The sequence below is a fragment of the Cupriavidus consociatus genome (assembly GCF_017814975.1).
Lineage (GTDB): Bacteria > Pseudomonadota > Gammaproteobacteria > Burkholderiales > Burkholderiaceae > Cupriavidus > Cupriavidus consociatus.
Genome location: NZ_JAGIQA010000002.1, coordinates 94,245 through 107,065, shown reverse-complemented (window position 1 = coordinate 107,065; position 12,821 = coordinate 94,245). Strand labels below are relative to the sequence as shown.

Below are 12,821 nucleotides of genomic sequence, written 5' to 3'. Positions count from 1 at the left end.
ATATGTCCGCCAAGATAAAGGTTGTTTTGGGTCGAAGTGGAATATAGTATGTGATATATCAAAACATCCAATCGAGCCATCAAGGAGGCAGCAAATGAAAGTGTGTATCTACGGCGCAGGCGCCATCGGCGGCTATGTCGGGGCGCAGCTTGCGCGCGCGGGGGCCGATGTCAGCTTTGTCGCGCGCGGCCCGCACCTGGCCGCAATGCAGGAACACGGAGTCCGGCTGCTGATCGACGGCGAGGAGCGCGCGGCGCGCGTGCGCTGCACCAGCGATCCGCGCGAGCTCGGGCCGCAGGACTATGTCTTCATTACGCTGAAGGCGCATTCGGTGCCGGGCGTGGTAGACCTGATCCAGCCGCTGCTGGGTCCGGAAACCGCGATCGTGACCGGCGTCAATGGCATTCCTTACTGGTATTTCTACAAGCACGGCGGCGAACTGGCGGGATCGACGCTGGAAAGCGTCGATCCGGGCGCCCGGCAATGGCGCGGCTTCGGCCCGGAACGCGCGATCGGCTGCGTGGTCTACCCTGCCGCGGAAATCGTCGCGCCAGGCGTGATCAAGCATGTGTATGGCAAGAAGTTTCCGCTGGGCGAGCCGGACGGCAGCCGTTCCACCCGCGTGACCCGGCTCAGCGAAATGATGATGGCGGCCGACCTGGAGGCACCGGTGCGCGACAACATCCGCGACGAGATCTGGCTGAAGCTGTGGGGCAACCTGTGCTTCAACCCGATCAGTGCGCTGACCCATGCCACGCTCGATGTCATTACCTCGGACCCGGCCACGCGCGCGCTGTCGCGCCAGATGATGGTGGAGGCGCAGGGCATCGCCGAGCGCTTCGGGGTCAGGTTCCGCGTCGACGTGGAGCGGCGCATCGACGGCGCGGGAGCGGTGGGAGCGCACAAGACCTCGATGCTGCAGGACCTGGAGGCGGGGCGTGCCATGGAAATCGATCCGCTGCTCACGGTGGTTCAGGAAATGGGCCGGCTGGTCGGACAGCCGACGCCGATGTGCGACGCCGTGCTGGGTCTGATCAAGCAGCGCGACTCGATGGCCAAGCTCGCGGCTTAACCGCCGCGTCGGCAGGCGGGATAACGGGAGCGGCCACGGGGGGTTGGCCCTCCCGCCGCAAGCGGGCGGCGCCAATGTTGCGCCTGGCCCGCTTTCGGGCAGGAAATGGCAAGACGATTGTGATATACCATATACGACAGACCGCGCACGCTGACGGTGCCGATGCATGACCGCAACGTATTGCTTGATGCATTTTCGTAATGAGTCGGGCGTTTTGCTAAGCTGTGCGGAAATGTGGCGGGCAGCCATTCCGGCCGCCGCGCCACCGGTCTCACACGAGCATATTCCATGTCTGCGCAACCACAATCCATCGTCCAGCCCAACGGGCTGACCTTGTCCGTGCAACCGATCAACGCCGGCGCGAGCCTGCGCGACCAGGCCTATGCCATGTTGCGGCAGGCCATCGCCGACGCCGATATCTACCAGTCGCATGACGAGATCCGGCTCGACGAAAGAGTGCTGAGCGAAGCCATGGGCGTCAGCCGCACGCCGATCCGCGAAGCCATGACGCTGCTGGAGCAGGAAGGCTTCCTGCGTACCGTGCCGCGCCGGGGCATCTACATCATGCGCAAGACCAAGCGCGAGATCGTCGAGATGATCCAGATGTGGGCGGCGCTGGAGAGCATGGCGGCGCGTCTTGCCACGCAGAATGCCACCGACCAGGAAATCGCCCAGCTGCGCCGCATGTTCGACAGCTTCCGCGATTCGACGCCGGCCGAGCATATCGAGGAGTATTCCGACGCCAACATCGCGTTCCACCAGGCGATCGTGCAGCTGTCGAGGTCGCAGATCATCATGGACACGATCCGCAATATCTTTATCCACGTGCGCGCGATCCGGAAGATGACGATCTCGCAGAGCGACCGCGCGGCAAGGTCGATCGTGGATCACCTGCGCATCATCGAAGCGCTGGAGAAGCGCGATACCGAGCTGGCCGAGCGGCTGGTGCGTCAACACTCCCTTGACCTGGCGGACTACGTGGAGAAGCACTGCGATTTCCTTGACTGAAGCGGTCGGGGAAGGGCAAAAACGGCGGACTTCGGTCCGCCGTTTTTGTTTGGCGCCATGTCATGCCATTTCGCCAGATGATATGTGATATATCAATATGAAAGGGCAAAGCGTCGACGCGCCTTTTTCGCCGCTTTTGCTGCGCCGCATTGTCGATATTTTTGTCCCCACGGCCAAACTCCTCTTGCTCTCTTCTGATATATCACATACCGTATGTCATCAGGAGCGGCAAATCTGCGGATGCAACGCGAGAAGACCAAGGTGTCCGAAGTCTTCGACGCCAGGCGGTCCGCAAGCACCAACCATTACCGGGTCGATCCGAGCGAGTACGCGCCGGGCACCAGGAACCAGACCATGTACAAGTAAAAACCATCGCCCGAGGAGACTTTCGCAATGGAAACCAAGGCACTGCAAGGTGTTCGCATCCTGGACATGACCCACGTCCAGGCAGGCCCGTCGGCCACGCAGCTGATGGCGTGGCTGGGTGCGGACGTGATCAAGGTGGAAATGCCCGGCCGTGGCGACATTACGCGCAGCCAGCTGCGCGACGTGCCCAACGCCGACAGCCTGTACTTCACCATGCTCAACTCCAACAAGCGCAGCCTGACGCTGAACATGAAGACGCCCGAAGGCAAGGCGCTGCTCGAAGACCTGGTACAGCGCAGCGACGTGCTGATCGAGAACTTCGGGCCTGGCGTGCTGGCGCGCGCCGGCTTCGACTGGGAGCACCTGCAGGACCTGAATCCGCGGCTGGTCTATGCCTCGATCAAGGGCTTCGGCCCGGGGCCGTACGCCGACTGCAAGGCGTATGAGAACGTGGCGCAGTGCATGGGCGGCTCCGCCTCGACCACCGGCGATGCCGAAGGCGTGCCGACCGTGACCGGCGCGCAGATCGGCGATTCGGGCACCGGCATCCATTGCGTGGTCGGCATCCTGGCCGCGCTGCTGCAGCGCGAGCACACCGGCCGCGGCCAGCGCGTGGAGGTGGCGATGCAGGATGCGGTGCTGAACCTGTGCCGCGTCAAGCTGCGCGACCAGCAGCGCCTGGACAACGGCCCGCTGCGTGAATACCCGAACCAGGAGTTCGGCGACCACGTGCCCCGTGCCGGCAATGCCTCGGGCGGCGGCCAGCCGGGCGCGGCGCTGCGCTGCGCGCCGGGTGGCCCCAACGACTACGTCTACGTCATCATCCAGCCGCAGGGCTGGGAGCCGCTGATGCGCCTGTGCGGCCGCGAGGACCTGATCACCAACCCGGACTATGCCACGCCGGAAGCGCGGCTCAAGCACCTGGCCGACTGCTTCGCCGTGATCGAGAAGTGGACCAGCAAGGTCAGCAAGTTCGACGTGATGGCCGCGCTCAACGAGGTGGACGTGCCGTGCGGCCCGATCCTGTCGATGAAGGACCTGATCGAAGACCAGTCGCTGTACCAGCGCGGCTACCTTGTCGAGCTTGAGCATCCGCAGCGCGGCAACTACGTGCAGCTGGGCTGCCCGATCACGATGTCGGCATCGCCGGTGCAGGTGGAGCGCTCGCCGCTGCTGGGCGAGCATACCGACGAGATCCTCGAATGGCTGGGCCGCTCGCCCGCGCAGATCGCGGCGATGAAGCTGGCCGGGGCGGTATGACGCGCTAGCCGGAAGGTATCGCGGCCGGCGTGCCTTCGTCATTCCCGCGCAAGGGGGAATCCAGCGTTTTTCATGGCCATTGGGTTCCCGCCGTCGCGGGAACGACGGGCGGACACGCCGACGCCGTTCTCGCTCTTGTTTCCATCTTTTGACCATCCTGCAACCGATATCGGCGCAGGCAGGGCCCGCCTTTGCCTGCGCAAGGAGCATTCCCGTGCAAACCTGGATACGCTTTCGCCGTGCCGACGGCAGCATCGGCCATGGCCGCCTCGAGGGTACCGACCAGAACCGCGTGGTCGAATACGACCGCGACGGCTTCAGCCATCCCGAGCCCACGGGCGCCGTGCATGAACGCGCCGCGCTGACGCTGGTCGCGCCCTGCGAGCCCGGCAAGGTGGTGGCGCTGTGGAACAACTTCCATGCGCTCGCGCGCAAGCTGGAAAAGCCGGTGCCGACGCACCCGCTGTTCCTGATCAAGCCGGCATCGTCGCTGGCCGGCCCCAACGACGCCGTGCAGCGCCCCAAGAGCTACGACGGCAAGATCGTCTACGAGGGCGAGCTCGGCATCGTCATCGGCAAGAAGGCACGCAACGTGTCGGTGGGGGAGGCTGGCGCCCATATCTTCGGCTACACCATCGTCAACGACGTGACCGCGGCCGAGCTGATCACCGCCGATCCCAATTTCCCGCAATGGACGCGCGCCAAGGGCTTCGACACCTTCGGCTGCATCGGCCCGGCCATCGTCACCGGCTTTGACTGGCGCGGCGCCAGCGTCGTGACGCGGCTCGACGGCGTGGAGCGGCAGAACTATCCGCTGTCGGACATGATCTTCTCGCCGGAAGAACAGGTCAGCCGCATCTCGCAGGACCTGACGCTGCTGCCCGGTGACGTGATTGCCGTCGGCACCTCGCTGGGCGTGGGTTCGATGAAGGACGGCGCCGTGGTGGAGGTGTCGATCGCGGGCATCGGCTCGCTGGTCAACCACGTGCGCGGCTGAGCGCGACCCATGCCGACCCAACCCAACTCGATACGGTGAATGCCATGCCAATGACGATCGGTGTGCCCCGCGAGGTCCACCCGGGCGAGCGGCGCGTTGCCGCCACCCCGGACTCGGTCAAGGAACTGCTCAAGCTCGGCTACCAGGTCGCGGTAGAGACCGGCGCGGGCCAGGAGGCTTCGTTCTCCGACGATGACTACCGCGCCGCCGGCGCCGCCATTGTCGACGCGGCAAGCCTGTGGGCCTCGGTCGACGTGGTGGTCAAGGTGCGCCCGCCGCAGGTCCACCCCAGCCTGGGCGTGGAAGAGGCGGCGCTGCTGAAGAAGCACGCCACGCTGATCGGCTTTGTCTGGCCGGCGCAGCAGATGCCAATGCTGGAGCGGCTGGCGCAGCGCGGCGCCACGGTGCTGGCGATGGACTGCGTGCCGCGCATCTCGCGCGCGCAGAAGCTGGATGCGCTCAGCTCGATGGCCAACATGGCGGGCTACCGCGCGGTGATCGAAGCCGCGCATGCCTTCGGGCGGCCCTTTGCCGGGCAGATCACCGCCGCGGGCAAGATCCCGCCGGCGCGCGTGCTGGTGATCGGCGCGGGCGTGGCGGGGCTGGCGGCAATCGGCGCGGCGCGCAGCCTGGGCGCGGTGGTGCGCGCCTTCGATACGCGGCCGGTGGTGCGCCAGCAGATCGAAAGCCTGGGCGCCGAGTTCCTGACCGTCGAGATCGAAGAGGACGGCAGCGGCAGCGGCGGCTATGCCAAGGAGATGAGTCCCGCCTTCATCGAGGCGGAAATGCGCCTCTTCGCCGAGCAGGCGCGCGAGGTGGACATCATCATCACCACCGCGCTGATTCCGGGCAAGCCGGCGCCGAAGCTGCTGGAAGCCGGGACCGTCGGGCTCATGCGCGCGGGCAGCGTGGTGGTGGACCTTGCCGCCGAGCAGGGCGGCAACTGCGTGCTGACCGTGCCGGGCGAAAGCGTGCGCCGCGACGGTGTGACCATCATCGGCTATACCGACCTGCCCAGCCGGATGGCGGCGCAGTCGAGCCAGCTCTACGCCACCAATATCCGCCACCTGCTGACCGAGCTGACGCCGGGCAAGGACGGCCAGCTCGTGGTCAACATGGACGACGAGATGATCCGCGGCGCCACGGTGCAGCACCAGGGCGCGGTGACCTGGCCGCCGCCGCCGCTCACGGTGGCAATACCGCAGCAGCAGGCGCCGGCTGCCTCGCAGCCGGTGCAGGCGGAAGCCGCCCCGCCGCGCAACCGCACCGGCGTGACGCTGGCCGCGCTGGCGGTGGCGGCGATCGCCCTGCTCGCCCTCGGGGCGGTGGCGCCACCCGCGTTCATGGCGCACTTCACCGTGTTCGTGCTGGCGATCTTTGTCGGCTACCAGGTGGTGTGGAACGTCACCGCCGCGCTGCATACGCCGCTGATGAGCGTGACCAACGCCATCAGCGGGATCATCGTGGTGGGGGCGCTGGTGCAGCTGGGCAAGCCGTCGCTGCTGACGGCGGTGATCGCGGGCTGCGCGGTGCTGGTTGCGACCATCAACATCGCGGGCGGCTTCCTGGTCACTCAGCGCATGCTGAAGATGTTCCAGCGCGACTGAACACAAGGGCAAAGGAGACCCGAGCCATGCCTTCCGGAATCAGCAATATCGCTTACCTTGGCGCCAGCGCGCTGTTCATCCTCAGCCTGAGCGGGCTGAGCCATCCTGCCACTGCCAAACGCGGCAACCTGTTCGGCATCGCCGGCATGGTGATCGCCGTGGTGACCACGGTGCTGGCGGGCACGCCCGATGGCGTCGCCATCATCATCGGCGCGATGCTGGTGGGGGGAATCGCCGGCGCGGTGCTGGCCAGGCGCGTGGAAATGACGCAGATGCCGCAGCTGGTGGCGGTGCTGCACAGCTTCGTCGGCCTGGCCGCGGTGCTGGTCGGCTACGCCAACTACCTCGAACCGACCACGCTGGCCGGCGCGGAGAAGGCGATCCATGAGGTTGAGACCTACCTCGGCATCCTGATCGGCGCGGTCACCTTCACCGGGTCGATCATCGCCTTCCTCAAGCTGCAGGGCACCATGGGCGGCAAGCCGATGCTGCTGCCGGGCCGCCACGTGCTCAATGCCGGGGCGCTGGCGGTGTGCGTGTGGCTGGGCTATGTCTTCCTCAGCGCGCCCGATGTGCAGCAGGGGCTGGTACCGCTGGCGGCGATGACGGTGATCGCGCTGCTGGTGGGTGCGCACCTGGTGCTGGCCATCGGCGGGGCCGACATGCCGGTGGTGGTGTCGATGCTGAACAGCTACTCGGGCTGGGCGGCCGCGGCGACCGGCTTCATGCTGGGCAACGACCTGCTGATCATCACCGGCGCGCTGGTGGGATCGAGCGGCGCCATCCTCAGCTACATCATGTGCAAGGCGATGAACCGCAAGTTCCTGTCGGTGATCCTGGGCGGCTTCGGCGCGGTGCAGGCGGCGGGCGCGGCGACCGAGCAGGGCGAAGTGCTGCCGGTGTCGAGCGAGGAAGTCAGCAGCCTGCTCAAGGATGCCAACGAGGTCATCATCGTGCCGGGCTACGGCATGGCGGTGGCGCAGGCGCAGGGCACCATCAGCGAGATCGCGCGGCGGCTGCGTGCGCAGGGCGTCAACGTCCGCTTCGGCATCCACCCGGTGGCTGGCCGACTGCCGGGGCACATGAACGTGCTGCTGGCCGAGGCGAGGGTGCCATACGACATCGTGCTGGAAATGGAGGAGATCAACGACGACTTCGAGAAAGCCGACGTGGTGCTGGTGGTCGGCGCCAACGACATCGTCAACCCGGGTGCGCTGGAAGATCCCGCCAGTCCGATTGCCGGCATGCCGGTACTGGAGGTGTGGAAGGCCAGGACCGTGGTGGTGTCCAAGCGCAGCATGGCGGCGGGCTACGCGGGAGTCGACAACCCGCTGTTCTACAAGGACAACACGCGCATGTGGTTCGGCGATGCCAAGGGCAGTGTCGATGCGTTGCTGCGGCAGCTGGAGGAAACGCCGGCATAGGGGTTTTCCATTGGGGGGTGCCATGCTTGGCCCCACCATGTTGTCCCGAAGACCAGGATTTATGGTCAGGTCCGCGTTGTATAAACGGTCATGAATGGATACGATAAAAAACTTTAAGCCAACACTTATTTAGCTTCAGTTAGCATCAATCCAGCGATTTCATGTGCCGGAGGGTCAGCGTCGGTTTCGACGCTGTCCGGCGAACGCAGGCACGGCATCATGGCAGTCACAGTGATGCCCAGTCGTTGGCGTTTTCTTCGGCGTTCCTGGTAGGCCCGGCGTTGCGCCAGGCACTCAGGGGCAGGCGTCCTGGAGCAGGGCAGGCCGGAGGAAGTTGAGGACCTCGCAAGGCATTTCTGAGGGCCTCAAAGTGCTCGAAATCGTTGTATGTAATATATCTGTCGACTTGGATTCGACAGGGCGATCCATTTACGTGGGGATCTCTCGTCTGTGCAAAAGGGGAATGATTGCCGCAGACTAAGGAGTTGCCCTGATTTGAGCGCAGATAGAAGCTGGTTTGCTGCAGTGCACTGACGAAAGTTTCGTCGCAGACAGGAAAATAGCTTGCCGTTCTCTGATATATCACATACCGTATGTCATCAAGACCGGTCGAATGAACCGGCACAGGTTGAGGCAAGGGGAACAGCCCCCGCGCCCCACACAAGTTCAACGAGGAGATCAAGCATGTCCGAAGTCGTAGCCAAGCGGGCCGAGTTACCACCGCGGAAGACCCCCTGAAGTAGAAGAACTCCGACCCCAGTCAATTCGTATAGAGGAAGCAACCATGGCAGAAGTTGGAAACGAGCTGCAGCGTCACGCCGCGGAAGAACATCAGGCACAGACCGATGGTTTTCATCTGGTCATCGACGCGCTCAAGCTGAACGGCATCGAAAACATTTACGGCCTGCCCGGCATTCCGGTCACCGATCTGGCTCGTCTGGCGCAGGCCAACGGCATGCGTGTCATCAGCTTCCGTCACGAGCAGAATGCAGGCAACGCGGCAGCGATTGCCGGCTTTCTCACGCAAAAGCCGGGCGTTTGCCTGACCGTTTCTGCGCCCGGCTTCCTGAACGGCCTGACGGCGCTGGCGCATGCAACCACCAACTGCTTCCCGATGATCCTGATCAGCGGCTCGAGCGAGCGCGAGATCGTCGATCTGCAGCAGGGTGACTACGAAGAGATGGACCAGCTGGCCATCGCCCGTCCGCACGCCAAGGCTGCCTTCCGCGTGCTGCACGCTGAAGACATCGGTGTCGGTATCGCGCGTGCCATTCGTGCCGCCGTGTCGGGCCGTCCTGGCGGTGTGTACCTGGACCTGCCGGCCAAGCTGCTGGGCCAGTCGATGGAAGCCGAGAAGGGCCGCAAGTCGCTGATCAAGGTGGTGGATCCGGCCCCCCGCCAGCTGCCTGCACCGGACTCGGTCGACCGTGCCGTCGCGCTGCTGAAGAGCGCAAAGCGCCCGCTGATCCTGCTGGGCAAGGGTGCCGCGTATGCACGCGCCGAAGCGGATATCCGCACGCTGGTCGAGAAGACGGGCATTCCGTACCTGCCGATGTCGATGGCCAAGGGCCTGCTGCCCGATACGCACCCGCAATCGGCCTCGGCCGCACGCTCGTACGTGCTGGCTGAAGCTGACGTGGTGCTACTGGTCGGCGCACGCCTGAACTGGCTGCTGTCGCACGGCAAGGGCAAGACCTGGGGCAAGCCGAAGCAATTCATCCAGATTGACATCGCGGCGACCGAGATGGACAGCAACGTCGCCATCGCCGCGCCGGTAGTGGGTGACATCGGTTCGTGCGTGTCGGCAATCCTCGACAAGGTCGGCAACGACTTTGCCAAGCCGGGCGCCGACTGGCTGAACGCGGTGGCCGACCGCAGGGACACGAACCTGGCGAAGATGGCCGAGACCCTGGTCAAGGCCAGGGATGCGTCGCCGATGAACTTCCACGGCGCGCTGGGCGTGCTGAAGGAGGTCGTCAAGGCCAATCCGGGCATCTCGTTCGTCAACGAAGGCGCCAACACGCTGGACTACGCCCGTGCCGTGATCGACATGTACGAGCCGCGCAAGCGCCTGGACGTGGGCACCTGGGGCGTGATGGGCGTGGGCATGGGCTACGCGGTCGCCGCGGCGGTGGAGACCGGCAAGCCGGTGCTGGCGCTGTGCGGTGACAGTGCGTTCGGGTTCTCGGGCATGGAAGTCGAGACCATCTGCCGCTACAACCTGCCGGTCTGCATCGTCATCTTCAACAACAACGGCGTCTACAAGGGTATCGATGTGAATCCGACCGGCGGCAAGGACCCGGCGGTCACGACGTTCGTCCCGGGCGCGCGCTACGACAAGATGATGGAAGCGTTCGGTGGCGTCGGTGCCAACGTGACCACGCCGGCGGAACTCGAGGCTGCCGTGAACGAAGCCTTGAAGTCGGGCAAGCCCACGCTGGTCAACGCCGTCATCGACCCGGCTGCCGGCACTGAAAGCGGTCGCCTGACCAATCTGAATCCGCAAAGCTCGGCCAAGAAGTAATTCGTCCGAATTTCACCACTCTGATCCAATAGGAGAACGAAAGTGAACCTCCCGCTCAATGGCATCAAGATCATCGACTTCACGCACGTCCAGGCCGGGCCTGCCTGCACGCAGCTTCTCGCCTGGTTCGGCGCAGACGTCATCAAGGTGGAGCGCCCCGGTTCGGGCGATGTCACGCGCACCCAGCTGCGCGACATCCCGGATGTCGACGCGCTGTACTTCACCATGCTCAACAGCAACAAGCGCTCGCTCACGCTGGACACCAAGAAGCCGGAAGGCAAGAAGATCCTGGAGCAGCTGATCCGCGAGTCGGACGTGCTGGTCGAGAACTTCGGGCCGGGCGCGCTGGACCGCATGGGCTTCTCGTGGGAACGCATCAACGAGCTGAACCCCAAGATGATCGTGGCTTCGGTCAAGGGCTTCAGCGACGGCCACCATTACGAAGACCTGAAGGTCTATGAGAACGTGGCGCAGTGCGCGGGAGGCGCGGCGTCGACCACCGGCTTCTGGGACGGCCCGCCGACGGTGTCCGCCGCGGCGCTGGGCGATTCCAACACCGGCATGCACCTGGCCATCGGCATCCTGACCGCGCTGATCGGCCGCGACAAGACCGGCAAGGGCCAGAAGGTGGCCGTGTCGATGCAGGACGCCGTGCTCAACCTGTGCCGCGTCAAGCTGCGCGACCAGCAGCGCCTGGACCGCCTGGGCTTCCTGGAAGAGTATCCGCAGTACCCGCATGGCAGCTTCAGCGACGTGGTGCCGCGCGGCGGCAACGCGGGCGGCGGCGGCCAGCCGGGCTGGGTGCTGAAGTGCAAGGGCTGGGAGACCGACCCCAACGCTTACATCTACTTCACCATCCAGGGCCATGCCTGGGAGCCGATCTGCAAGGCGCTGGGCAAGCCGGAATGGATCGATGATCCCAACTACGCCACCGCCAAGGCACGCCAGCCGCATATCTTCGATATCTTCAACACCATCGAGGACTGGCTTGCCGACAAGACCAAGTACGAGGCGGTGGATATCCTGCGCAAGCATGACATCCCGTGCTCGCCGGTACTGTCGATGAAGGAGATCGCCGCCGATCCGTCGCTGCGCGCCAGCGGCAGCATTACAGAGGTGCCGCACAAGGAGCGCGGCACTTACCTGACGGTGGGCAGCCCGATCAAGTTCTCCGACCTCAAGCCGGAAATCACGGGTTCGCCGCTGCTGGGCGAGCATAGCGAAGAAGTGCTGGCCGGCCTGGGCTACGGCGCGGACGACATCAAGCGCCTGCGCGAGTCCCAGGTGATCTGACGCCGCCCGCCCGGCATATGTGTATGTGCCGGGGCGTCCGCCGGGGCCGCGCGAACCGCGCCGCCCCGGCGTTTTTGCTTGCAGCGCGGCCCCGTGCCGCGCTACCTTGACGGCAACATACCCCAACCGGCAATGACCGACAGAGAGGGAATCCCCATGCCAGAACCCATCGACTACGCGCAACTGGTGTCGGCCATCGGCGACGCCATCATCATCTCCGACGCCAAGGGCGCCATCACGCTGTGGAACCCCGCTGCCGAGCGCATGTTCGGTTACACCCAGGCCGAGGCCATGGGCCAGTCGCTCGACCTGATCATTCCCGAACGGCTGCGCGGGCGCCATTGGGAGGGCTATGACAAGACCATGGCCACCGGCATCACGCGCTACGGCCATGACCTGCTCAAGGTGCCCGCGGTCGACAAGGATGGCAAGACCATGTCGATCGCCTTTACCGTGGCGCTGCTCAAGGATGACACGGGTGCCATCAACGGCATCGTCGCCGTCATCCGCGACGAATCCGTGCGCTTCCAGGAAGAGCGGGCGCTGAAGAAGCGGCTGGTCGAACTGGAGAGCCAGGTCAAGGAACAGGCCTGATATCGCTGCCCCCGGCTGGCAGACTGCCCCGCACGGGCATGGCGCAATGGTCCTTGAGCGCCCTGCGGGCTCACCGCTTGCGCGCCGCGTGCCGCACCAGCAGCGACCCCAGCGGCAGGGCCAGCCCGAAAGCCAGGTAGACCAGCGTCAGCATGCGCGGCGACAGGCGCCGCTCGAAGCCGGGCGTCAGGCGGCGCGGCGTACATTTCAGGTCCACCAGGCAGGCCAGGGCTGCCACGCCAAGGCCGCCAAGCGCCAGGGTGCCCGCGGCGCCGCGGGCATGATGCCGTGCCACCGCGGTTTCATAAAATACGGCCCAGAACACCGACATTGCATGATGGATGACGTAGCCCAGCATGGTATGCCGGACTGACGGCCGGTTGGCATGCATCGCGCGTTCGCCCCAGATCCAGTGGCTGACCGCATTGACCGGCGCGAATGCGCTGCCGCAATCAACGGTGCCGCCACGGGCGAGCATGCCGGTGGAGACCACGCTGGCGCAGGCGCCGGAAATCGCGGCGCGGCGCAGGATGGTCGATGCATCCGCCGGATGGTACTGCCTGGCGCTGGCGGCTTCATCGGCCGGCATGTCTGTGCGGTATTGGTGGCGAGCGGATTCCATGTGGTGGCACGGGCGCGGCACCGGCCTGCACCGGCTGCTACGGAAGCGCCGCAT

Annotated in this window: 11 protein-coding genes; 10 read left to right on the top strand and 1 reads right to left on the bottom strand. The window is 65.3% G+C overall.

The features are described from left to right. Nucleotides 1–94: 94 nt before the first annotated feature. From J8I82_RS03625 to J8I82_RS03585, 10 genes are all read left to right on the top strand, one after another. Nucleotides 95–1,072, top strand: a complete 978-nt coding sequence (locus J8I82_RS03625) for a 2-dehydropantoate 2-reductase (protein WP_209754491.1) — start codon at nucleotides 95–97, stop codon at nucleotides 1,070–1,072. Between the two features lie 288 nt (nucleotides 1,073–1,360). Beyond that, nucleotides 1,361–2,080, top strand: coding sequence for a GntR family transcriptional regulator (locus J8I82_RS03620; protein ID WP_029047003.1), 720 nt, complete (start codon nucleotides 1,361–1,363; stop codon nucleotides 2,078–2,080). Between the two features lie 240 nt (nucleotides 2,081–2,320). Then, complete coding sequence (locus tag J8I82_RS39020) at nucleotides 2,321–2,446, top strand: hypothetical protein (protein WP_280905816.1); 126 nt, start codon at nucleotides 2,321–2,323, stop codon at nucleotides 2,444–2,446. A 27-nt stretch (nucleotides 2,447–2,473) separates the two neighbouring features. Then, entirely contained in the window at nucleotides 2,474–3,706 is a 1,233-nt protein-coding gene (gene frc / locus J8I82_RS03615; protein ID WP_209754489.1) for a formyl-CoA transferase, read from the top strand. A 214-nt stretch (nucleotides 3,707–3,920) separates the two neighbouring features. Then, the gene (locus tag J8I82_RS03610; RefSeq protein ID WP_209754487.1) at nucleotides 3,921–4,703 is read left to right on the top strand and encodes a fumarylacetoacetate hydrolase family protein; all 783 of its coding nucleotides are present in this window, start codon (nucleotides 3,921–3,923) and stop codon (nucleotides 4,701–4,703) included. Between the two features lie 44 nt (nucleotides 4,704–4,747). Beyond that, nucleotides 4,748–6,310 (top strand): Re/Si-specific NAD(P)(+) transhydrogenase subunit alpha, encoded by a 1,563-nt coding sequence (locus J8I82_RS03605; RefSeq protein ID WP_209754486.1) that lies wholly within the window; start codon nucleotides 4,748–4,750, stop codon nucleotides 6,308–6,310. A 26-nt stretch (nucleotides 6,311–6,336) separates the two neighbouring features. Then, nucleotides 6,337–7,734, top strand: coding sequence for a Re/Si-specific NAD(P)(+) transhydrogenase subunit beta (gene pntB, locus J8I82_RS03600; protein ID WP_209754485.1), 1,398 nt, complete (start codon nucleotides 6,337–6,339; stop codon nucleotides 7,732–7,734). Nucleotides 7,735–8,518: 784 nt separating this feature from the next. After that, nucleotides 8,519–10,258: an oxalyl-CoA decarboxylase gene (oxc, locus tag J8I82_RS03595; protein WP_209754484.1), complete on the top strand. Its 1,740-nt coding sequence runs from the start codon at nucleotides 8,519–8,521 to the stop codon at nucleotides 10,256–10,258. Nucleotides 10,259–10,300: 42 nt separating this feature from the next. Next, nucleotides 10,301–11,551: a formyl-CoA transferase gene (gene frc / locus J8I82_RS03590; protein ID WP_209754483.1), complete on the top strand. Its 1,251-nt coding sequence runs from the start codon at nucleotides 10,301–10,303 to the stop codon at nucleotides 11,549–11,551. Between the two features lie 156 nt (nucleotides 11,552–11,707). Beyond that, the gene (locus tag J8I82_RS03585) at nucleotides 11,708–12,145 is read left to right on the top strand and encodes a PAS domain-containing protein (protein ID WP_209754482.1); all 438 of its coding nucleotides are present in this window, start codon (nucleotides 11,708–11,710) and stop codon (nucleotides 12,143–12,145) included. Nucleotides 12,146–12,215: 70 nt separating this feature from the next. On the opposite strand, the gene J8I82_RS03580 is transcribed toward J8I82_RS03585, so the two are convergent. Further along, the gene (locus J8I82_RS03580) at nucleotides 12,216–12,767 is read right to left on the bottom strand and encodes a hypothetical protein (protein ID WP_245179377.1); all 552 of its coding nucleotides are present in this window, start codon (nucleotides 12,765–12,767) and stop codon (nucleotides 12,216–12,218) included. Nucleotides 12,768–12,821 lie beyond the last annotated feature (54 nt).

Bases quoted from the DNA above. Each gene is read 5' to 3' on its own strand.
- J8I82_RS03625 (WP_209754491.1), top strand. From the start codon at position 95: ATGAAAGTGTGTATCTACGGCGCAGGCGCCATCGGCGGCTATGTCGGG.
- J8I82_RS03620 (WP_029047003.1), top strand. From the start codon at position 1,361: ATGTCTGCGCAACCACAATCCATCGTCCAGCCCAACGGGCTGACCTTG.
- J8I82_RS39020 (WP_280905816.1), top strand. From the start codon at position 2,321: ATGCAACGCGAGAAGACCAAGGTGTCCGAAGTCTTCGACGCCAGGCGG.
- frc (WP_209754489.1), top strand. From the start codon at position 2,474: ATGGAAACCAAGGCACTGCAAGGTGTTCGCATCCTGGACATGACCCAC.
- J8I82_RS03605 (WP_209754486.1), top strand. From the start codon at position 4,748: ATGCCAATGACGATCGGTGTGCCCCGCGAGGTCCACCCGGGCGAGCGG.
- pntB (WP_209754485.1), top strand. From the start codon at position 6,337: ATGCCTTCCGGAATCAGCAATATCGCTTACCTTGGCGCCAGCGCGCTG.
- oxc (WP_209754484.1), top strand. From the start codon at position 8,519: ATGGCAGAAGTTGGAAACGAGCTGCAGCGTCACGCCGCGGAAGAACAT.
- J8I82_RS03585 (WP_209754482.1), top strand. From the start codon at position 11,708: ATGCCAGAACCCATCGACTACGCGCAACTGGTGTCGGCCATCGGCGAC.
- J8I82_RS03580 (WP_245179377.1), bottom strand. From the start codon at position 12,767: ATGGAATCCGCTCGCCACCAATACCGCACAGACATGCCGGCCGATGAA.